This is a genomic window from Pseudoalteromonas sp. KS88 (assembly GCF_004766475.1).
Taxonomy (GTDB): domain Bacteria; phylum Pseudomonadota; class Gammaproteobacteria; order Enterobacterales; family Alteromonadaceae; genus Pseudoalteromonas.
On sequence record NZ_PYHV01000004.1, the window covers coordinates 44462 to 67247 of the forward strand.

At 40.5% G+C, this 22786-nt stretch carries 17 protein-coding genes and 1 tRNA gene; 12 read left to right on the forward strand and 6 right to left on the reverse strand.

Annotated elements, in window-relative coordinates:
* Nucleotides 1–27 precede the first annotated feature (27 nt).
* From guaA to rimI, 4 genes are all read left to right on the forward strand, one after another.
* Nucleotides 28–1605, forward strand: a complete 1578-nt coding sequence (gene guaA / locus C7Y70_RS01400; protein ID WP_099294919.1) for a glutamine-hydrolyzing GMP synthase — start codon at nucleotides 28–30, stop codon at nucleotides 1603–1605.
* Between the two features lie 145 nt (nucleotides 1606–1750).
* Nucleotides 1751–1827: transfer RNA gene (locus C7Y70_RS01405), tRNA-Trp, on the forward strand.
* 65 nt (nucleotides 1828–1892) lie between these two features.
* Nucleotides 1893–2231, forward strand: a complete 339-nt coding sequence (locus C7Y70_RS01410) for a hypothetical protein (protein ID WP_135473117.1) — start codon at nucleotides 1893–1895, stop codon at nucleotides 2229–2231.
* Nucleotides 2218–2679: a ribosomal protein S18-alanine N-acetyltransferase gene (gene rimI / locus C7Y70_RS01415; RefSeq protein WP_210114648.1), complete on the forward strand. Its 462-nt coding sequence runs from the start codon at nucleotides 2218–2220 to the stop codon at nucleotides 2677–2679. Before C7Y70_RS01410 ends, rimI begins: the two co-directional genes overlap by 14 nt.
* Here the strand turns inward: rimI and C7Y70_RS01420 are convergent.
* On the reverse strand, nucleotides 2650–5343 hold the full coding sequence (locus C7Y70_RS01420; RefSeq protein ID WP_135473118.1) for a hybrid sensor histidine kinase/response regulator: 2694 nt from the start codon (nucleotides 5341–5343) through the stop codon (nucleotides 2650–2652). The genes rimI and C7Y70_RS01420 overlap by 30 nt on opposite strands.
* A gap of 258 nt (nucleotides 5344–5601) precedes the next feature.
* On the opposite strand from C7Y70_RS01420, the gene prfC reads away from it, so the two are divergent.
* The 4 genes from prfC (at nucleotide 5602) to C7Y70_RS01440 (ending at nucleotide 11015) form a co-directional block, all read left to right on the forward strand.
* Nucleotides 5602–7185 (forward strand): peptide chain release factor 3, encoded by a 1584-nt coding sequence (gene prfC, locus C7Y70_RS01425; protein ID WP_135473119.1) that lies wholly within the window; start codon nucleotides 5602–5604, stop codon nucleotides 7183–7185.
* Between the two features lie 54 nt (nucleotides 7186–7239).
* Nucleotides 7240–8982 carry an arginine--tRNA ligase gene (argS, locus tag C7Y70_RS01430; protein WP_135473120.1) on the forward strand — a complete coding sequence of 581 codons (1743 nt, stop codon included), beginning with the start codon at nucleotides 7240–7242 and terminating at the stop codon, nucleotides 8980–8982.
* 614 nt (nucleotides 8983–9596) lie between these two features.
* Complete coding sequence (gene pdxH, locus C7Y70_RS01435; protein WP_135473121.1) at nucleotides 9597–10235, forward strand: pyridoxamine 5'-phosphate oxidase; 639 nt, start codon at nucleotides 9597–9599, stop codon at nucleotides 10233–10235.
* Between the two features lie 6 nt (nucleotides 10236–10241).
* Nucleotides 10242–11015 carry a TatD family hydrolase gene (locus C7Y70_RS01440; RefSeq protein WP_135473122.1) on the forward strand — a complete coding sequence of 258 codons (774 nt, stop codon included), beginning with the start codon at nucleotides 10242–10244 and terminating at the stop codon, nucleotides 11013–11015.
* Here the strand turns inward: C7Y70_RS01440 and C7Y70_RS01445 are convergent.
* Nucleotides 10982–11602, reverse strand: coding sequence for an AhpA/YtjB family protein (locus C7Y70_RS01445; RefSeq protein WP_135473123.1), 621 nt, complete (start codon nucleotides 11600–11602; stop codon nucleotides 10982–10984). The genes C7Y70_RS01440 and C7Y70_RS01445 overlap by 34 nt on opposite strands.
* 131 nt (nucleotides 11603–11733) lie before the next feature.
* Between C7Y70_RS01445 and serB the strand changes: the two genes are divergently transcribed.
* Nucleotides 11734–12741: a phosphoserine phosphatase SerB gene (gene serB / locus C7Y70_RS01450; RefSeq protein ID WP_135473124.1), complete on the forward strand. Its 1008-nt coding sequence runs from the start codon at nucleotides 11734–11736 to the stop codon at nucleotides 12739–12741.
* 136 nt (nucleotides 12742–12877) lie between these two features.
* Here serB and C7Y70_RS01455 read toward each other — a convergent pair whose 3' ends face one another.
* Nucleotides 12878–15370, reverse strand: coding sequence for a PilZ domain-containing protein (locus C7Y70_RS01455; RefSeq protein ID WP_135473125.1), 2493 nt, complete (start codon nucleotides 15368–15370; stop codon nucleotides 12878–12880).
* Between the two features lie 338 nt (nucleotides 15371–15708).
* Here C7Y70_RS01455 and radA point away from each other — a divergent pair, with 338 nt between their 5' ends.
* The 3 genes from radA to C7Y70_RS01470 all read left to right on the forward strand — a co-directional run bounded on the left by radA (nucleotide 15709) and on the right by C7Y70_RS01470 (nucleotide 19477).
* Complete coding sequence (radA, locus tag C7Y70_RS01460) at nucleotides 15709–17094, forward strand: DNA repair protein RadA (protein ID WP_135473126.1); 1386 nt, start codon at nucleotides 15709–15711, stop codon at nucleotides 17092–17094.
* A 92-nt stretch (nucleotides 17095–17186) separates the two neighbouring features.
* On the forward strand, nucleotides 17187–18119 hold the full coding sequence (locus tag C7Y70_RS01465; protein ID WP_135473127.1) for a hypothetical protein: 933 nt from the start codon (nucleotides 17187–17189) through the stop codon (nucleotides 18117–18119).
* A gap of 449 nt (nucleotides 18120–18568) precedes the next feature.
* A complete protein-coding gene (locus C7Y70_RS01470) occupies nucleotides 18569–19477 on the forward strand; it encodes a tetratricopeptide repeat protein (protein ID WP_237113971.1) in 909 nt (302 codons plus the stop codon).
* Nucleotides 19478–20236: 759 nt separating this feature from the next.
* Here C7Y70_RS01470 and serA read toward each other — a convergent pair.
* Genes serA through C7Y70_RS01485 form a run of 3 tightly spaced genes read right to left on the reverse strand, consistent with a single transcriptional unit; the run spans nucleotide 20237 to nucleotide 22780 of the window.
* Nucleotides 20237–21466 carry a phosphoglycerate dehydrogenase gene (gene serA / locus C7Y70_RS01475; RefSeq protein ID WP_099294906.1) on the reverse strand — a complete coding sequence of 410 codons (1230 nt, stop codon included), beginning with the start codon at nucleotides 21464–21466 and terminating at the stop codon, nucleotides 20237–20239.
* Between the two features lie 10 nt (nucleotides 21467–21476).
* Entirely contained in the window at nucleotides 21477–22130 is a 654-nt protein-coding gene (gene rpiA, locus C7Y70_RS01480) for a ribose-5-phosphate isomerase RpiA (protein ID WP_135473128.1), read from the reverse strand.
* A 53-nt stretch (nucleotides 22131–22183) separates the two neighbouring features.
* Nucleotides 22184–22780 (reverse strand): 5-formyltetrahydrofolate cyclo-ligase, encoded by a 597-nt coding sequence (locus C7Y70_RS01485; RefSeq protein WP_135473129.1) that lies wholly within the window; start codon nucleotides 22778–22780, stop codon nucleotides 22184–22186.
* Between the last annotated feature and the right edge of the window lie 6 nt (nucleotides 22781–22786).

Consider the following 22786-nt stretch of genomic DNA (forward strand, 5'->3'; position numbering starts at 1 on the left):
GCCAGTTCTTGACTAACGAGACCCTCAATGAGCAAAGACATTCACGATTCACGAATTCTTATTTTAGACTTTGGTTCGCAATACACGCAATTGATCGCCCGCCGTGTGCGAGAAATTGGTGTTTACTGTGAACTGTGGGCATGGGATGTCACGGAAGAGCAAATCCGTGAATTCAACCCACAAGGTATCATTCTTTCTGGTGGCCCTGAGTCAACAACCCTAGAAAACAGCCCGCGTGCTCCTGAGTATGTATTTAATGCTGGTGTGCCAGTGTTAGGTATTTGCTACGGTATGCAAACAATGGCAACACAACTGGGTGGTCGTGTACACAGCTCTGACAAAAAAGAGTTTGGCTACGCCCAAGTTGAAAAAGTAGGTGACTGTGCATTATTTGATGCCATTGAAGATCACATTACTGATGGCGGTAATGGCGTACTCGACGTATGGATGAGCCACGGTGATAAAGTAATGGAAATTCCAGATACGTTCACTACTACAGCTAAAACATCTACATGCCCGCATGCGGCAATGTCTAACGAAGAAAAGCGTTTTTATGGCGTTCAGTTCCACCCAGAAGTAACACACACGCATCAAGGTCAGCGTTTATTAGAACGTTTTGCAATTGATATCTGTGGCTGTGAAAAACTGTGGACGCCAGCAAAAATCATTGATGACGCCATCGAGCGTATCAAAGAAACTGTTGGCGATGACGAAGTTATCTTAGGCTTATCAGGCGGTGTTGATTCATCGGTTGTGGCGATGCTTATTCACCGCGCAATAGGCGATCGCCTAACGTGTGTGTTTGTTGATAACGGTTTACTTCGTTTAAACGAAGGTCAGCAAGTTATGGACATGTTTGGTAATAAGTTTGGCCTTAATATTGTTAAAGTAGATGCTGAAGACCAGTTCTTAGCGGATCTTGCGGGCAAATCTGACCCTGAAGATAAGCGTAAAGCAATTGGTCACACATTTATTAACGTATTTGATGAGCAATCTAAAAAGCTTAAAAATGCGAAGTGGTTGGGTCAAGGAACTATCTACCCGGACGTAATCGAGTCTGCTGCATCAGCGACAGGTAAAGCACACGTGATCAAGTCTCACCATAATGTGGGTGGCTTACCAGATGATATGGCGATGGGCTTAGTTGAGCCACTACGTGAATTGTTTAAAGACGAAGTACGTAAAATTGGTTTAGAGTTAGGCTTACCGTACGACATGCTTTACCGTCACCCGTTCCCTGGACCTGGTTTAGGTGTGCGTGTACTGGGTGAAATCAAGAAAGAATATTGTGATTTACTTCGCCGCGCAGACGCTATCTTCATTGAAGAGCTTCATAAAGCAGAGCTATACCACAAAGTAAGCCAAGCGTTTACTGTATTCTTACCGGTTAAGTCGGTAGGGGTTATGGGTGATGCACGTAAGTACGATTGGGTTGTTTCACTTCGTTGTGTAGAAACCATCGACTTTATGACAGCGCGTTGGTCACATTTGCCGTATGAATTCTTAGGTGTGGTTTCAAACCGTATCATTAATGAAATCGACGGTATCTCACGTGTTGTTTACGATATTTCAGGTAAACCTCCTGCAACTATCGAGTGGGAATAACAGCTAAGCGGTATTCCTAATTGATTAAAAAACGGCGAATTAGCATGCTTATTCGCCGTTTTGTTTATTTAAAAAGCAAACAAACCAAAAAATTGATTTTTTACTTTACCTTTAGCGAAAGGTCTCTATAATTCATCGTCATTGCAGGGGCGTAGTTCCAATTGGTAGAACAGCGGTCTCCAAAACCGACGGTTGGGAGTTCGAATCTCTCCGCCCCTGCCATTTCTTCTTTACATCGTTTTTATTACTTCTTATATTGTTCCAGTGTTTAAATCTACTGAGTTGTTATGCATACACGTTACGCAGCTATTTTTGGTATAGAAAACCTCGAACTGAATCAGCATTTTCGTAGTGAAACTGCGCAATATGATAGTGCGGATACTCACCAAGAACAATCAGCCGAAAGAAGCCCAGTGGCAGAGTCGAAAAGTAACAGACTTGAACTTAACGCTGTGTTGTTGGCCGATCTAAATCGAGCCGTTTCGCCACACACGATTAATCATGTGATCCAAGCAGAAGCTATAAACTGGCTTAACGACACGTTGAGTTTACCTTCAGCACAGCTTAAACCTGAACATAAACGTGCGCTGTGGGCGCTGATGAGCGATAAACTTGATAACCTTTAAAACTGTTACTGAAACTTCAATCGACGCGCTGATGGAAATCGAGAGTGCATGTCATAGCCATCCATGGACACTAAGCACCATGAAATCCTGTTTATCGGGGCGTTATTTTAATTTAGCAGCTTTCATCGGTCCTGATATGGTGGGGTTTTACATTGGTGAAAAGGCAGGGCCTGATTTTACCCTGATGGATATTTGTGTGATGCCTAAATATCAAGGGCAGGGCATAGCAAAGCAATTGCTTGAGAAGTTTGTCGATTACGGTGAGCAACACAGTGCTGAAAATCTGTTTTTAGAAGTCCGAGAAACAAATACACGTGCGATTAAGCTTTATGAGCGAGCAGGGTTTAGTGAAATGTCTGTACGTAAAAACTATTACCCTAGTGATGACCCTACAAAAAATGGCCATGAAGACGCCATCCTAATGGGAATGACTTTGCTTTTTGGATAGTGCGTCGTGGTTTATTGTGTATTTTATTGCTTCAATTAAGCTTAGAGCCAAATAATCTCGGCGGTTATGATCCGTATCTCTGCCCCGTAAATTATCTTCAAGCTCTGCTGCAGCATGGTGAATATTACTAAACCCAAAGCAGCCGGCACTGCCTTTTAAATTATGAGCCAGTGCTCTTAGCACCTCCCACTCTCCAGCTTGGTATAACTCATTAACTTGCGCTAAATGTTCAGGTAGTTTTGAGCGATAATTTTCATTTATCTGTTGAAACTTTTCACTATTTAGTAAGCTATCCCATTTGTTTTGACTGTCTTTTTCGATATGTAAGTATTTAACAAGAACATTCTCTAGTGCATCTTTATCAATCGGTTTGGCTAATGCTTCGTTGCAACCGGCTTTTAAATAAGTATCAATATCATGTTTCATGACATTCGCGGTGAGTGCAATAATAGGGCCGTCGTAGGCTGCGTGGCGAAGCATTTGAGTTGCCTCTAAACCGCCCATAACAGGCATTTGCATATCCATAATGATGACCTGATAATCGTTAACTAACGCCATTTCTACAGCTTCAGCGCCGTTGTTAGCTATATCAGGGTCTAACCCCCAGGTTTGCAGTAGTAATGTGATAAGCACTTGGTTATCAGGGTTGTCTTCAGCGACCAGTATATTTGCATCAAAGCTATTTGATGCGAATGAAAGTAGAGTGTCTTTTTCTGGCTTTAACTGACTGAGCTCCGTCAGCATTGGGGGTTGGCTTTCTTCAGGCAAGTTACACGCTATTTTTACATTAAAACAACTGCCCATCCCCGGTGTACTTTGTACGTATACGTCTCCGCCTAGTAATTGCGCTAAATTTTTAGAAATACACAGTCCCAGTCCTGTGCCACCAAAGCGGCGAGTGGTTGTGGCATCAGCTTGTTCAAAAGGCTTAAAAACACGTTCTACTTCATGCTCCGACATGCCTATACCACTGTCTTTAATGGCAAACTCAATTAATTGCGAATTTGGTTCATAAGTAATATCTAGCTTTATTAAACCTTGCTCGGTAAATTTAACCGCGTTGCTGGCAATATTAATCAATATTTGCTTTAACCGCGTTGTATCAGAATTAATTATTTTGGGTAAAGGCAAATGGTAGTTGATTTCGCATTTGAGGTTTTTTTCTTGCGAAAGGGGGCGAATAATCGAATCAATGTCGTGCACTAGCTGCACAATATCTAATGGTTCTTTTTCAACAGCAAGTTTCTCTGCTTCTATTTTCGAAAGATCCAATATATTGTTAATTAACTCTAATAGATGCTTAGAGTTACGTAAAATCGTGGCTAAATGTAGCTCGTCAGAGCTCGCTTCTTTACTGTGTAAAAGCTGCTCTGTAAAACCCATAATTGCTGTTAAAGGTGTGCGAATCTCGTGGCTCATATTCGCCAAAAAGCGACTCTTAAGTTGGTTTGCTTGTTCAGCTTGCGCAATGGCAGATTCAAGCTGACTATTCATTGTTTCGAGTGCTCGGGTTCGGCTTTCTACTTTATCCTCAAGGTGATGCTTGTATTCTTCAAGTTCGTCTTGATAATGACGTATTTGGTTTACCATGTGGTTAAAGTCGTTAAACAACACACCCACTTCATCGTTATTATGAGCGGGTAAATACACAGATAAATCACCATCGCCAACTCGATGGCTGGCAGCTCCTAATGATTCAATCGGGTTGAGTAATAGATTACGAACAACAATAAAAATCAGCATAGGTAAAGTGATAACAGAAATGATAACTATCAGGGCAGTAATCAAACTGATTGCTTTACCTGATTGATAAAGCAAAGCCTTCGGAATGGTTGAGACATAATAATAACCGCCGCTCATTTGTACGGCGTAAATCATACGCTCTATTTTATCTATGCTGGATAACTCGATGGTGGAAAGTTTACCTAAGTCAGCAAGATTATGAATTTGCTTAAGCTCATACTCACTAATAAATTGGCCACGCTTATTGTAGTCAGAACTAAATAAAATTTTACCGTCTTCTGTTAACAGCAGGTTGAGCGTGTTGTTATACGGTGCTTCTAGAATGCTTGTATTCAAAATAGAAGGTTCAACATGCAATATAATAAACCCTAATTGTTGGGGCCGTTTTAAATAATAATCAGCACTGTAAACGCGCTGAATGAAATACAGGCTGGTTGTACCATCGTTTTTTTGCACCATAAATTGTTGCTGGCGCAGGTTGCTTTGTAATACACGCGAGAAAAATGGGTAGTCAGTTGGGGGGGTATTTAAATTACTTGAGTAGTACGCTTTACTCTTTCCATTTGGAGAAACAAGATTAACGCTAATTATATCGGGGTAAGCTTCAGAGTAGCTGGCGAACACATCCATCAGGTCACCAAGTTGAGACGTATAGTTCCCATTGCTAAGCATGTCATCAGCAAGAAAATCACTCAATACTGGTGAGGTAGATAAGAGCTTTGAAGTTGAATGAAATGAATCAATGTAGTTAAACATTTTTTGTTGTTGTTGTTCAACAAATCGACTCACTATAAGCTCAGCTTGTTTTTGGGTTGAGTTGGTTACATTTGTTAATGTAAAGCCCCCTAAAAATAGCAATGGCAAGATCACAAGTGGAGTGATATACCATAATAATCTTATACTTAGCTTACTGGTTTTCATGCCCAAACAAAATATCCTCCATGTAATCTTACAATAGTATGCCGTAGGGAAAAATTACACAAGTTTAGTGCTGATCGTACCTATTTTGTTGAGGTTAAGTAAATTCTCAAATGTCGTTAATTACTTGCAATCGTTGCTTTTTTGGCTTGCACAAACAAGGTATAATGTTAGTAATTCTATTTTATACCTACAATGCACAACAAACGCCTTCGTTTTGGCATGTTTAGCTGTGCCTTGTTATGACTTAAAGCGGCTTACATGTCTAATTTATCTAGTGAAATTAATAAACGACGCACCTTTGCGATCATTTCTCACCCGGATGCGGGTAAAACCACCATTACTGAAAAAGTACTTTTATTCGGACAGGCAATTCAAAAAGCCGGTACGGTAAAAGGTCGTGGCTCTAATCAACATGCTAAATCTGACTGGATGGACATGGAAAAAGAGCGTGGTATCTCAGTAACCACTTCTGTAATGCAATTTCCATATAATGAGCGCTTAGTTAATTTACTTGATACGCCAGGGCACGAAGACTTCTCAGAAGATACTTATCGTACATTGACTGCAGTAGATTCATGTTTAATGGTTATCGACGCTGCAAAAGGTGTCGAAGATCGTACTCGTAAATTAATGGAAGTAACGCGTTTGCGTACTACGCCGATCGTTACTTTTATGAATAAATGTGACCGTGACATTCGTGATCCAATGGAATTATTGGACGAGGTTGAAACAGAGCTTAACATTGCCTGTGCGCCAATCACCTGGCCTATTGGTTGTGGTAAAGAGTTTAAAGGTATTTACCACATTCACCGTGGCGAGACTATTTTGTATAAAACAGGCCAAGGCCATACAATCCAAGAAGTACGCAGCATTGAAGGGCTTGATAACCCAGAGTTAGATGAAGCCATTGGCGGCGAACTTGCAGAGCAATTGCGTGAAGAGCTTGAGCTGGTAATTGGTGCATCACATCAATTTGACCTAGATCTGTTCTTAGCGGGCGAGTTATCGCCTGTGTATTTTGGTACAGCACTAGGTAACTTTGGTGTTGACCACGTATTAGATGGTTTGACGGAGTGGGCACCTACGCCATTACCTCGTGAAACTGAAGATCGTCAAGTAATTGCAGATGAAGATAATTTCTCAGGTTTTGTTTTTAAAATACAAGCTAACATGGATCCAAAGCACCGTGACCGTATTGCTTTCATGCGTATCGTATCGGGTAAATATAGCCAAGGCATGAAAATGAATCATGTGCGTATTGGTAAGCAGGTGAGTATTTCTGATGCAGTGACCTTTATGGCGGGCGATCGTGAGCGAGCTGCTGATGCGTACGCGGGTGATATAATAGGTTTGCACAATCATGGCACAATTCAAATTGGTGATACCTTTACCCAAGGCGAAAAGCTGAAATTTAGCGGTATCCCTAACTTTGCCCCTGAGTTATTCCGTCGTATCCGTTTAAAAGATCCACTTAAACAAAAGCAATTACTCAAAGGTTTAGTGCAGCTTTCAGAAGAAGGTGCAGTGCAAGTCTTTCGACCGCTAATTAACAATGATTTGATTGTTGGTGCAGTAGGTGTGTTGCAGTTTGATGTGGTTGTTGCTCGCTTAAAAGCTGAATACAACGTAGATGCGATTTACGAAGGCGTGAATGTAAATACCGCTCGCTGGGTAAGCTCAACAGATGTTAAAAAGTTTGAAGACTTCAAGCGTAAGTGTGAAAGTAACTTAGCGTTGGATGGCGGTGATAATTTAACTTACATCGCCCCAAGCCGTGTAAATCTTAACTTATCAATTGAGCGTTACCCTGAAGTGACGTTTAACCACACGCGTGAAAACTAAACTCAAAATTTAAATAATGCCTGCAATAGCGGGCTGATAAAGGTAACAAATTACATGAACATTCGTACGTTATTAATTGATAAAGCCATTGCGGCAATGACTGCAGCGGGCTTACCGGCTGATACTAATCCTGCGGTTACGCAAAGCACACGCCCACAATTTGGTGATTACCAAATTAATGGCGCGATGGGTGCAGCGAAAAAAATGAAAAGCAATCCTCGTGAGCTTGCACAAAAAATTATTGATAATTTAGATGTCAGTGACATCGCCGATAAAACAGAAATCGCAGGCCCGGGTTTTATTAATATTCATTTAAAGCCTGAGTTTTTAGCAAGCAGTGTTGAAGCCGCTAATCAAGATGCAAAACTAGCTGTTGCAGAACACGCGCAGCCAAAAACCGTTGTAGTTGATTACTCATCACCAAACCTAGCCAAAGAAATGCACGTAGGCCATTTACGTTCAACAATTATTGGTGATTCTGTAGTACGTGCACTTGAGTTTCGTGGTGACAAGGTTATTCGTCAAAATCACATGGGTGATTGGGGCACGCAATTTGGTATGTTGATTGCTCACTTAGAAGATCAAATAAACCAAGGTGTTGACTTAGATTCTGTTGCACTTGCTGATTTAGAGACCTTTTACCGTGACGCGAAAAAGCGTTTTGACGATGAAGAAGGTTTTGCTGATAAAGCCCGTGATTATGTTGTTAAATTACAAGGTGGCGATGCACATTGTGAAAAACTGTGGAAGCTGTTTATTGCCACGTCAGTTAAGCACTCTGAAGAAGTATACAAACGCTTAAATGTAACACTTACAGCCGATGACATCATGGCTGAAAGTGCCTACAACGCTGAGCTAAACGATATTATTGCATTGCTGAAAAATAAAGACATAGCAGTTGAATCCCAAGGCGCACAAGTTGTATTTTTAGATGAGCTGGCAAATAAAGATGGCGAACCATCGGCGTTTATCGTGCAAAAATCTGGCGGTGGCTTCTTATATGCAACAACCGATTTAGCAGCGTGTGACTATCGCTCAAACAAGTTAGGCGCCGAGCGTATCTTAATCTTTGTTGATGCGCGCCAAAGTCTTCATTTTAATCAAGTAGAGCTAACTGCCCGTAAAGCAGGCTTATTGCGTGATGAAACCAGCTATGAGTTTTGTCCGTTCGGCACCATGATGGGTGAAGATGGCAAGCCATTTAAAACACGTACTGGCGGCACAGTAAAATTAGCTGATTTACTTGAAGAATCAATCACTCGTGCAAGTGCAAAATTAGCTGAGCGAATTTCTGACTTTAGTGAGCAGGAGCGTAGCGAAATTGCTCGCAAAGTAGGTATTGGCGCGGTTAAATATGCAGACTTATCTAAAAACCGCACCAGTGATTATACTTTCAATTGGGACAGCATGCTTAGCTTTGAAGGGGCAACCGCACCTTACTTGCAATATGCTTACACCCGCGTACGCAGTATATTTCGTAAGTCAGGTGTAGATTCAGCGATCCTAAGCGCAGGTGTTGCTATTGTTGAACCACAAGAAAAAGCACTTGCTCTTAAACTTCTTCAGTTAGAAGAAGTGCTTGATCAAATGATCAGTGAAGCAACACCACACGTATTGTGTAGTTACTTATACGAATTAGCTAGCTTATACATGACCTTCTACGAAGCGTGTCCAGTACTTAAAGAAGGCGTAGAGCCAACTATACGTGACAGCCGTTTAGTGTTGTGTAATTTAGTGGCTGATACATTGCGCACAGGCTTGGATCTGTTAGGCATTGAAGTAATGGAGCAAATGTAATCTGCTGCGCGTAGTTCGCTTTAGCTGCGTTAATGAGTTTATTTAGCCTAAGTCACATACCAGATACGTATGCTCCTTGGCATAAATAAACTCATTGCCTTGCTAGTGCTCCTACACTTGCAGATATGTAGTTTGGCATTGAGTTACTAGCCCTAATTACATACACCACGTATGCTCATAGGGCTCAATCGAATGTCCGCCTTGTTTTAGGCTAAACTACTTAGGTGGATTCTTCTGCTTGTAGGTTGGGTTGAGTGTTACGAAACCCAAAAATGCTAAGTCACATATAAAATACGTATGCTCCTTGGCATAAATAAACTCATTGCCTTGCTAGTGCTCCTACACTTGCAGATATGTAGTTTGGCATTGAGTTACTAGCCCTAATTACATACACCACGTATGCTCATAGGGCTCAATCGAATGTCCGCCTTGTCGTAGGTTGGGTTGAGAGCAACGAAACCCAACAAAATTAATATAATTATCGCCTTATACTTGCTTGACGGCTTTGTTGGTCGTCTACTTTGGTCAACCTAGAACCTAGAACCTAGAACCTAGAACCTAGAACCTAGAACCTAGAACCTAGAACCTAGAACCTAGAACCTAGAGGGAATTTTATGAAACTCGAAGATATTCGTCGTGAATACCTGCAAGATGCGCTTAGCGAAGACAACTTGCTTGATTGCCCATTTAAGCAGTTTGAAATGTGGCTTGAAAATGCGGTGGCAACACAAATGCCTGATCCAACCGCTATGGTAGTGGCAACAGTTGATGAAACCGGCCAACCTTCACAGCGCATCGTGTTATTAAAACACCTTGATGATAATGGCTTTGTGTTTTTTACTAATACAGGCTCGCGCAAAGCGCAAGAACTTAAAGGTAATAACAAGATTTCTCTGCACTTTCCATGGCACCACATGGAGCGCCAAGTTATTGTCTATGGTGAAGCTAAGCCATTACCTACCTCGGCGGTGGCGAAATATTTCTTATCACGCCCGAAAGAAAGTCAATTAGCAGCGTGGGCTTCAGCTCAAAGTAGACCAATTTCATCGCGCAAAGTGTTAATGGAAACCTTTGCTAATATGAAAAATAAGTTCTCCAATGGTGAAATTCCACTTCCTGATTTTTGGGGCGGCTATTGTGTTGTGCCGACTAAAATTGAGTTTTGGCAAGGTGGCGCGCACCGTCTACATGATCGATTTATGTATCAACGCCAAGCCGATAACAGTTGGCAAATTACACGGTTGAACCCCTAAGTAGCTATGAGCTTTATTGATTCTCACTGTCACCTAGACTTTAGTGAATTTGAGCCTAATAGGGAGCAATTGATAGAGCGATGCCAGCAGCAGGGTGTAAACGCTTTTATTGTTCCTGGGGTTACTTTAGAGCAATCTAAGGCACTTATTGAGTTTGCAAAGCGCTATTCCTGTGTTCGTATTGGAGCAGGTTTACACCCTTACTTCTTATCAGAATACCTTGATGAGAACTTAGCAAAATTAACTAAATTTGCTCATCATCATAGAGATACAATTATTGCTATTGGTGAGTGTGGTATTGACCGCAGTATCGATGACCTTGCTCTTCAAATTCATATTTTTGAGTACCAAATAGCGCTAGCAAACCAACTGCAACTTCCCTTAATTGTCCATCATCGAAAAAGCCATGACTTAATTGCCCAGTCCTTTAAACGCTGTAAGCCTAAATATGGCGGTGTAATACATGCGTTTTCAGGTTCAATACAGCAAGCACACTATTATATTGAGCAGGGGTTTAAATTAGGAGTGGGGGGAGCTATTACATATGAGCGAGCCCAAAAGACTCGCCACGTTATTGCGCAGTTAGATGCAAGGTATTTACTATTGGAAACGGATTCCCCCTCAATGCCTTTATCAGGCTTCCAAGGACAAATAAACACGCCACTGCAACTACCTCGTGTGTTTGACCAATTATGTGAACTAAAGCAACTAACAGGTGGAGGTAAAGCGACATTTAAGCAGCAGCTTTATGACTCTTGTTCAGCACTTTTTTGCATATAGCGACTAACTTGCCAACGCTTTAAACCACGACCCAGTTGCCATGTAAAAATACTCGTTATCACTAACATTAAAAGTACTTGGCGGCCTAAATCATGAAAATGGTTATGGCTTTGTGATACCGCTGCACGGGTTAAATAAGTAATCGAAACAAACCCTATAGGACGCCCATCAGCATTGGTAACAGGCTCAACAAAGGGAGTTTTTAATTTACTAATACCAGGGGTTGAATGGGGTAATTTACCCATTAAATGGTGAGGTTGCCAATTATCGCTGCTCGCAATTAATGCACCTTGATGGTCGTAAATTGTGGCAGCTAGCACAAACTCATCTTTACTAATATTATTACAAAGCGCATTGAGTGCAGGTTTGTTTTTTTCAACTAGTGGTGTTTGTGCACTCAGTGCCATAAGCCGTGTTAAGCTCTTTGCTGTATTGTCAGCATTATCATAAAGTAACTGATGACTTTGAAAGCTGCTATTCACAGCAACCCATGTTAATAATAAAAAGCAAGCAGCCGCTAAGCTCAGGCGAACAAGTCGTTGCCTAACAGATGCTGAAACTGGGTTATTAATATGGTTATTTTTCATAGTCATTGCTTACGCTGCTGACAGCCTTTGTTTTTGATGTTACAACTATGCTAACTATAACCTTAAATCCCTGCTTATGGCGAGTTTACTGTTAAAAATGCAGGGGGACATTAGTCTCATTTGGAGTCATCATGACATTGGAACGCCTTGCGGCCCTATCACCAGCCCAATTATCATCGCAATTAGTACTTGGCAACTGGTATCAGTTTGTTGAGGCTGAATTTACAAAAACACTCATACCTGATAATCCAAAGGGGACGTTTAGTGTTGCATTTGGGGCACAATTAGATGGTGAAAATTTTGAGGATATTCTAAATTTCCTCAACGCGAATAACATTTTAGTTAGTAGCGTTTGTCGCTACCAACCGGATCCAATGCTTGCACCAGCTATTTGTTTCTACAGTAATGACTATTATGGCTCTTTAAACCCCTTGGTAATGAATGAGTTTGCTCATGCTAAAGGCTTTCAATTGGTACAACTCAGCACGCCGCCTAATTTAAATGAGCCGGGTTTGTTGGTAATGGATATGGACTCAACGGCAATCACAATTGAATGCATTGATGAAATAGCACGCCTTGCAAATGTTTATGACGAAGTTGCAGCAGTCACCGCAGAAGCGATGGCAGGTAAGCTCGATTTTAGTGAAAGCTTGTATCAACGAGTTGCAAAGCTTGAAGGTATAGAGCAAAGCTTAATTGATGAGCTCAAGAGTACGCTACCGTTGATGCCGGGTATCGACGCACTGTGTCGAGTACTAAAACAGCATAACTGGTATTTAGCCATTGCCTCTGGTGGGTTTGTACCCTTTGCAGAACAAGTACAGGCGTTACTCAACCTAGATGAAGTACATGCAAATGTGCTTGAATTTAAAGACAACAAACTGACGGGTAGAGTGCTTGGCACAATTGTAGACGCTAATCAAAAAGCCAAAGTGCTTGGTATGCTGCAAAAGCGATTGAGCTTACCATCTCATCAAACAGTCGCAATAGGTGATGGCGCAAATGATTTAGTAATGATGAAAGAGGCTGGATTAGGCGTTGCCGTTCACGGTAAACCTAAAGTAGTTGAACAGGCACAAGCAGCAATATGCGAAGGCTCCTTATTACAATTATTGTATTTGCTGACTATCCCTAAATAACCTGAACTTTGGTTAAGAGATGTACTAATGTATTGATATTAAATTACAAATATATTTATTAGTCTCCNNATAGATTTATTATCCAGAGTTCAGGTTAAATAATCAACGAACCGTAAGTTTTAGGTAACTTTCGTACTTAACCTAATCGATTCAACCAAATTTTTTTTCGTGATGACATTTGTTCTATTTGCTCAGCTTTAAAGTCAAAGTGATTGAGCGCTTCTTCTGTTACATCCACCATGTCACCTACACCAGCAACAGACCAAAGCGCTTCTTCTAAGTCTTTCGCTTTGTGCAAAGCATATTGGCTGACATATTTTAATTCGTTTGATAAGTAATCGGTATCAGGGCGACCTGTTCGCGATATAAACAGACGCATTACAAAAATCAGCTCATTCTTTAAGCCTTTTTTGAGGAAAAACGTATGCGGCGCAAAATCATCAACTGCTGTGCATTGAGTTTTTATCGCACTTTCAACGGATGACTTTTTCGGATCAAAGCGAATGAACAAGGTAAATGGTAAGGGAGGATCTTGTCGGCTTCGGTCTTTAATCAATGGTGTGATTGTGTCGGTAATTTGATCAGTTGACAAAAATGCGTCTAAACTGGTCTTTTCATTTAACAAACCAAAGCTTTGTAAAATACGATGTATAGGGCTAGGGTACAAACCTTGACCAATTGCACCTGTGGTAAAATGTGCGGCTTCTTTATGTAAATAAAAAGGGAGCTGACACACTGTTTTTGTCACCATGTTTCTTAGTGCAGTTGAAAGCCCTGGAATTTTTGGTGTCTCTTCAGATACCTTTAACTTACTTTTATTATTTTCAATTAATTGAGTGAAAAACTTCACTCCCATATGAGGTAAGTCAGCTAATATTGTGGCTTTTAAGTTAATAGTAGTCAAAGACTTGCTTACAGCCATCACTTCATATTTAAGCTTAGATAACTGATGCTTTTTAGTGATTTTTTGTAACTCAGGTAAGCTGAGCTCTACAATATGACCCTTTTTAAAATCAACTGGCTGCTTGCACTCAATTTGCAACCCCATCACCGAAAAATCAAGGCTATGAGCTTGAATTGAATGTTCTTCTGAGGCTACTTCATTCACAATAACCTCTGTTTTATAGAGGTAACGCTTGTGGGCACGCAAATTTACATATTCAAGATCAATGGCTTCTAAGCGGGGAGGGGTTTTGTGTTTACCATGACCAAAGCGTTTTAATTCATTGACTACACTTTTATTGTATTCAATGGTTTGGTAACGTTTTTGCTCTGCGGGGGTGCCCACCGCGGTTAATACAGCTAAATATTTTATGTCTTTTAACATGCCTTGCACGCGAGGTGACGGAGGCTTGTTAAGTTTTTCAATATCTTTACCCGCTGTTTTAGGCAGGCTCAAAGGTATAAAAGAATCCTCAGGATGGCTTGGCATTAACTGTACTTTAAAACATTGCCAGCTGTCTTTTTGGCTACCAAAGCCAAAAAACAAATTATGTAATTTAGGCTCTTTGTTAAGCTCAGTTCGGGTCGCCGAATAATAATATACTTTGCCAGACACCACGTGAGTGAAAGTGTATAAGTACTCCTCTTTCACTGGGGCAGGGTCGTTTAAAAGTTCAGCCAGACGTTGTTGATTCAAGATAGAGTATAGGCAAGATAACTTTCGTTCATCGCAGAAATAACGTTGGATGAACACATTGTTTTCAGTTGTTAACGCTATACTTGGGTATAGCTTTTCACTTTCTAAACTAAAAAAAACAAATAATGAAGCAACGCGAGGTATATAGTATTGCTCATACCCTTTTGAAACTACCGCATCAAGCGTATTATCTAAGTTTACTTTGTATCTGCGTTTATTACCGTGGATAAAGCTTTCTAGAAACTCATCGAATTTAACATTGTTTTCAATAAATGTTCGTTTTAATCGGACGTGGTTAAAATCTGCAGATACCGGTTCAACAGCAACCACCTCATACTGAATACCATTTTTTAGCCCAAGCTCAAAGTCTTGCTCTAAGCCAACGAGCCTTAATCCGATGAGTTGTCCACGTTTAACAGTATACCGCGGCGCTAGTTTGATTTTGGCACCACTTAAGGAAATATCTGATGTGGTAGCAGATATTGTATTTCCTTGGTTTATCTCAACAGTAATTTTAATTGAGTAATTCATCCGCTCTTCACGGCGACTTTCATAAGAGGCAAATTTGATTACTTGGCAACTAAGTGTATTTTGAGCTTGTTGCTCTGGCTGGTTAGCAAGTTCTGTCGCCTTTTTTTGCATGACCCTATGGTTATTATCGGTATTCATTACCGCTTCATAAACTGCAAGGGTATAACCGCCATGGCGTTTTATTGCTTCTTCAAACACGCTTATGGCAGTTTCATCCATAAAGTGTTGCTTACCACCATATTCGTAGGGCTTTACTTGGCCAGTTACTTGGCCTCTTAAATCTATAAAACGTGCAACGGGTTGAGATAAGCGTGACATTTCCATCTTGATCAAAAACTGCTCAGGCTTAGTTAAGCCTGCTGTTTTTGATTTAAAGATTCCATCAAATTTTGTATTGCCTAAATACGATTTTAATTCATCAACTAAATCTTCGTATTTTAGGAGAACATCTTCACTCATCTATAAAACCATCACCTTGGAAAAGTAGATACATCATCTATTTATATAAGTAACACGTTAACTTAGTAGAGCTGCTTTACTACTTATAATAGTGTTACGATAGCTACTTTTAATTTTTATTATTATAATTTGCCAAATAAATGGCTCATAAATCTATGTATTAGCTAACTAAAAACAAAGCAAAAAACGTGCCTTAAAGAAATTTCATAAAGCTATAAATAGATTGTGGCGCTGATTTAACTAATTGGCAAGCAGTGTAACCATGTAAAACCATGAGTTAACAAAATAAACGCTTTTATAAGCATAATATAAATACATAAGACTAGGTAAGAATTTAAATGGCAAAAACGGCAAAAGTAGAGTTTGTTTGCACCGAATGCGGCATGAACTATCAGCGTTGGCAAGGACAGTGTCGTTGTGGTGCGTGGAATACCTTAGCCGAATTTAAGCCCTCTGCAGGGCAAAATAAAAAAGCTTCGTCACGCGCAGGTGTCGGTGGTTATGCGGGTGGAGTAGGCGGAGGTTCAAAAAAAATAAATGATATCGCCACCGTCGAGGCTGAAAAACAACTTACTGAGATTGGAGAGCTTGATAGGGTATTAAGCGGTGGTGTTACAACCGGTTCGGTGAATATTATTTCCGGAGACCCGGGTGCAGGTAAAACAACACTGCTTTCTGATTTGGTTGCAAGAATGTCTAAGCGCATGCCATCACTTTACTGTACTGCTGAGGAGTCTTTATCGCAGTTTAAAAATCGTGTAAACCGTTTAAAGCTTGATTATAACGCGGATGAGCTTTACCTCCTTTCTGAGACTAGTGTTGAGACGATAATTGAAGAGCTTGAAAAGAACAAAATTAAGTTTGCTGTAATAGACTCTATCCAAGCGGTTGTCACCGACACTGCCAACGGCAGCCCAGGTTCGCCTTCACAAGTTAAAAGTGCTGCGCAAGCTTTAACCCAGTACTGCAAACAAAATGATGTCACTATGTTCATCATTGCTCATGTTAATAAAAACAACGAGATAGCAGGCCCACAAACATTAGTACATATCGTTGATGCGTTATTACATATAGATACAAACGATGGCCAAATCCGTACTTTAAGAGCCAATAAAAACCGTTTTGGTGATATAGATACTGTAGGCATTTTTAGAATGTGCGAGCGGGGCATGCTCAGTGTAGATAACCCAAGTGAAATATTTTTATCGGGCTCAAGTACTGAATCACCGGGTTCTGCCATTACCTGTATCCGTAAAGGCAACCGAAACCTATTGCTTGAAATTCAATGTTTAACCACCGAAACCGAAGCCGAGTTCCCGCAACGAGTGTGTGTAGGGTTAAACATGAACCGAATCAAAATGCTCACAGGTATTTTGCGTAAACATACTAAAACTAAAATTTTTCACGACACTTTTTTTAATATAGTGGGCGGTTTGAAAATTGACGAATCAGAAACCTGTATTGACCTTGCTTTAGTTGCGGCTTTATTGAGTAGTTTAAATGAGTTTGTGGTACCGCGAACAACCTGCATTATGGGTGAGCTTAGCTTAAATGGGGACGTAAGGCCGATAGACAGCGGCGTGCCAAGGGTTAAAGAAGCTGCGCAACATGGCTTTACTGAAATATTTATACCATTTCGTAATTATCATAAGTCGATGGAAGGACTTGGAGCAAAAATTACCCCCGTTAAAACAGTGCATGAGCTGCTAAGCCTGATAAATTAATAGCAGGCTTTAAAAGCGCTTAACGAGTCATGTTGTTCAATGTTAACCTTGAGCGAAGATAAATTGATTTAAAAAACATAATAAGGAATATAATGAAAAAACTAGCAATTATTGCAGGTGTTGTGGCTATAACACTCGGTGGTGTTAGCTACGCTAACCACCTTGTAACCCAAGAAGTCAAAGGTGAAGTTGACCGCCAGCTTGCAATGCTAACGGAGCAGGTTGGTTCGGTAATCTCATATGATGAGTTATCAGCGAGTGTTTTTTCACAAAGTGTTGAACTGTCTAATCTCGTTGTAACTGGTTTTGATGGTAAAAGCATCGCTGTAATTGATGATATATTGGTTGCTGGATACGAGACAGATAAAATAGCGCCTCGTACTGAGTTATCAGTCAATGGGTTTAAATTCAGTGACGAGTTTGTGGCGCAGCTTCCAGCTAATGCAAACAATCAACTGGCCAGCGCGCGTTATGACTTACATACTTTGATGAATTACGATGCGGAGTCAGGCAATAGTGATATTAAACTTACTATCGATGCAAACGACATTATTGCGTTTAATTTTGATTTAGGCTTAGCTAATTCAACGCCATTGATGGAAGCGTCGTTGGCCGCCAGTAAATTGCAGCAAGAAAGTGGCTCACAACAATTAACCCTAGAGCAGGAACTTCAGCAGCAAACAATTATGATGGAAGCGCTCTCTGGTCTTGAGCCACGCACTATTGAAATTAACTTACAAAACCAAGGTGAGTTTAAAGCCTTAGTTGAACAAGTTCTTGAAAAGCAAGGGATGACACTTGAGCAAATGCAACAAATGGTCGATATGCAATTACAGCAATCTCCAGTGAGCGATGAGTTAGCGCAAGCAATTAAAGACTTCACTAAAGGATTTGGGTCGCTAACTGTTTCGGCAAGCCTGCCTGAGGGGCAAACCATGACCGAAATAAACCAACAGATTTTTACTCTAATGGGGCAACCTAACGAGCTGGCAGAGTTTATAAACTTACAAGCAAAAGGGGAGTAGCTCGAGAAGCTATAATTCTTAAGTTTAAGAAAAAGTACCATTTTGAATGATTTAAAAGCGCGCTAACTCGCGCTTTCAAATCATCACAGGTCTATTGAAAGCGATAGCTTACGTTCATTGTTTGATTAACCCAACTTAGTCCATTTTTATCCAACTATTTAGACTCAAAGCCACTCGTGCTCTCTGCAAAACCCAAGTTGACCCCAGTGGTATAGTATTAATTTTTATTTGCTTGAAGTGGAGTGCATTGAGCCGCATTAAGGTTCACCATCAAGCCAGCATGAATATGCTTCATTTCAAGGGCAATCAGCATCACTTTTGAGACGGTTAGCTAAATAAACTTACTCGTTGATGGTTTTTATGTTTATTTTTTATCAAGTAGTTAGTTTTAGAATGATTGACTTATAAACTTGCTTTGACTATTGTTTATTCAACAATAACAAGGATGAGTGAAATTATTTATGCGAACGCCATTACTTACCGGTTTACTCCTATCAACATTTTTAGCCTCATTTATTACCTCTGCAGGTGTTGATAGCCCACCAAAAAATCAAGATAAGTTAGGGGCGTGCTCGTCAGAGCACTGTAAGCAAGAGTTTAAAAAATTAAAACAATATTCACGCCAACAAATACCCATCGCGCAAGAAATGATGGGGAGCTTTTATTACAATGGTTATGGGGTGGAAAAGGATCTAAAAAAAGCGCGCCGGTACTTTTATGAAGCTGCGCGTTGGGATTTACCAAACAGCCAATTCAAGCTGGGTATTATGATGCTTGAAGGCGAAGGCGGGGAAGTTAACGTCAGCCTTGGACTTACTAATTTACGAAAAGCAGCGAAAAAGTTAAAAAAAGCGCATTACTTTACCGCGGTGTACTTATTGTTGAACAACCCGTCTCAAGAAGATGTGTTCGAAGCAAAAGAAAAGTTAGAGTTAGCTGCTAATAAAGGGCATGTTAGAGCACATTATTTATTGGCTAAACTGCATGAGTCTACAATGTTGGGAAAAGCTGATAAAGAGAAGTCGCTTGCACTGTATAAAAAAATCGCTAATAGAGACCCAAGAGCAAAACAAAAGCTCGTCGACTTAGGCGTTGCTTTACCCAGAGAACCCAAAAACAAAGACATTGAACGTATCGAGGTGGTCAGAGAAAAGCAGACAATGGATATGTTTATTTCTGGATTGAAAAACTTACCTAGCATGAGGGCGTCAACATCAAGCAGAATCAGAGGCTCTCGATGTAATGATACTATTCCTTGTTCATCTATTAGTGGTGATGAGGATTTAAGGCGCTTTAAACAAGGTGCAACCCAAGCCTTTTTAAGCGGACAAGCTGCGCGCCTTCGTGGTGGCAATTAACAGCAAAATGCCCTATTTCATGTGCTGACAGTAGTTTTTGTTGAATTAGGTTTATCACTTAAAAATAAAAAGCCGTGCTTGTTAAAATAAGCACGGCTTTTATTTTACTCGCATCGTACCACCAGAGCCGCGTGGTGTTAGGTTTAGTCCAACTGCCGTTTTGGTGCAAAATAACACATCTAGAGTTTTACTCGCTGGTTTACTAAGGCAATTGCTAGTGGAATAATGAATGTATTTAATACACATTGTTTTATGGTTTCATTGAATCACAACACTTCGAGTAATTTATATCTGTCGTTAGCATTATTTTACAGCTTGGTTAGCAGTCTAAGTGAGAGTTATGTTTGTCGTTTTTAAAGTTATATTTTTCGTATTTATGTTTGCACTGTTCATTATTTCTCTTAGGAGCTTTTGTATTTTTACAGGCAGATTAATGCGATTAGAAGGCGGTAAAATTAAACACCTATTAACCTTTTTCTTAGGTTTTATTATTTTTATTGTGTGTTTTAATTTGGTTGTAAATAATGCAGAAAAGCTCGGATTTACAGTGATTGATGTACGAAGCAGCCAAAAATGAGGAAAGCCGTTCAAGGTGACTCAGGGGGCATGTATTGCCTTTTTCTATAGGGTTCCTTTCACTGCTTAATAACTCTATTTTGTATCTAAATAAAAGCCGTGCTTGAATTAACAAACATGGCTTTTATCTTTTGCTAGCACCTAGCACCTAGCACCTAGCACCTAGCACCTAGCACCTAGCACCTAGTGCAATAAACGGGCTCTAATAGTGCCTTCTACTGCACTGAGCTCTTTCAGGGCTACTTCAGATTGATCTGTGTCTACGTCGATAACCACATAGCCAATGGCTTCGTCAGTTTGTAAGTACTGTGCGGCGATATTGATGCCGTGCTGTGCGAACGCTTGGTTAATTTGTGTTAGTACGCCTGGGCGGTTGTGGTGTACGTGCAATAAGCGGCTGCGATTAGCAAGCTCAGGTAGAGATACTTCAGGGAAGTTAACAGCAGTAATGGTTGAGCCGTTATCTGAGTATTTAGCTAATTTGCCGGCAACTTCAATACCGATATTCTCTTGTGCTTCTTGGGTAGAGCCACCAATGTGTGGGGTTAAAATCACGTTGTCGAATTCACGCAGTGGTGAGACAAATTCATCATCGTTTGATTTTGGCTCTACTGGGAATACGTCAATGGCAGCGCCGCTTAGTTTTTTCTCACTGAGAGCTTCTGCAAGGGCGTCTATATCAACGACGGTGCCGCGTGAGGCGTTGATCAAAATAGCCCCTTGTTTCATGACTGAAATTTCAGCACTACCAATAAGGTTTTTAGTTTGTGGTGTTTCAGGTACATGCAAACTAATAACATCGGCGCGTTGTAGTAGCTGAGTTAGGTTATGCACTTGAGTAGCATTACCCAGCGTTAGCTTGTCCTCTATGTCGTAAAATTCAACGTTCATGCCTATGTTTTCTGCCATGATGCCAAGCTGTGTACCAATGTGGCCGTAGCCAATAATACCCAGTGTTTTACCACGAGCTTCAAACGACCCATGAGCGGTTTTTAACCACCCGCCACGGTGTGCAATAGCATTACGCTCAGGAATACCGCGGAACAACAGTAAAATTTCGCCTAGAACAAGTTCTGCAACTGAGCGCGTATTTGAGAATGGGGCGTTAAAAACAGCGATACCACGCTCGCGTGCTGCATCTAAATCAACTTGGTTGGTACCAATACAAAAACAGCCAACTGCAACAAGTTTTTCGGCTGCTTCTAGTACTGTTGCATTAATTTGAGTACGAGAACGAAGTCCTACAAAGTGCACATCTTTGATGCGCTCAAGTAGTTCGTCCTCAGGTAACGATGTTTTGACGTAATCGATGTTGCTGTAACCATTACGCTTTAGTGTTTCAACTGCACTTTGGTGCACACCTTCAAGCAAGAGAATTTTAATTTTGTCTTTTGCTAACGATACCTTACTCATATCCTCATTCCTATTTTATCTGTGGCCCATTTTTGGTGCCTATGATGACTTTATCTGCGCCACGTTCGGCAAATAAGCCGTTGGTTACAACGCCGACAATTTGATTAATTGTCTGCTCAAGTTGTTTTGCGTCGGTAATTTTTAAATTATGTACGTCTAAAATAACATTGCCATTGTCGGTAACAACACCTTGGCGGTAAACTGGGTCACCACCTAGTTTTAACAATTCGCGTGCGACATAGCTGCGTGCCATTGGGATAACTTCAACAGGTAATGGAAACTCACCCATGATATCAACCAGCTTGGTATCATCAACAATACATACAAATTGTTTGGCAACGGCAGCAACGATTTTTTCACGCGTTAATGCAGCACCGCCGCCTTTGATCATTTCATTATGTGTATTTATTTCATCAGCACCATCAACATATACGTCTAAGCTTGCTACATCATTTAGCTCAAATACTTCAATACCAAGCGCTTTAAGCTTTTCTGTCGATGCATCAGAGCTTGATACTGCTCCTGTGATGGTGTCTTTTATAGAGCCAAGTGCATCAATAAAATGATTAACAGTGGAGCCGGTGCCAACACCAACAATAGTATTTTCTTCTACGAATTCGAGTGCAGCCCACGCAGCTGCTTTTTTTAGTTCATCTTGTGTCATTTTTAGTTGCTCTATAGGTGGAGTTTATTTACGTAAGTATACAAATATATTGCTTACCAATGGTAAATTTTATGCGGTGTAATAATAAAATTTAAAGGTACATCCCACGGTTCTACGGGTAAACTTTCAACATGCTGGCACTGATGTGCAAGACCAATAAGTTGCGGTTTTTGCCAGTTTTCGTTGTGGTAGCGCGCCAAGGTCTTATCATAAAAACCGCCTCCCATACCTAAACGATTACCGTGACTATCAAATGCCACGAGTGGCATTAATAAGTAATCTAAGTCCTGTAAGGGGCAAATCTGACTACAATTTAACTTAGGCTCCAAGATAGCATAGCGATTTGCTCTCATGGGTGAATTTTCTTCATAGCGCTGAAAGTACAGGGTTGTGCCGTTGAAAGGGTGTATTACAGGTAGGTATACAAGGTGGTTTTTAGTCCAAAGCTCTTTAATTAACATGGATGTATCAAGTTCTGAGTCGTTGCTTAAATAAAGTGCTACCTGTGAGTTTTTAGTTGTATTGTACCTTTTTAGGTGTTGAATAAAATTCACTTTAAGTTGTTCGGCTGCAATTTCTTGCTCAATTTTTGATAAGTTTTGGCGCCGTTTTCTAATTTTTTGTCGTAAATTTGCTCTATTAATATTCATGCTTCA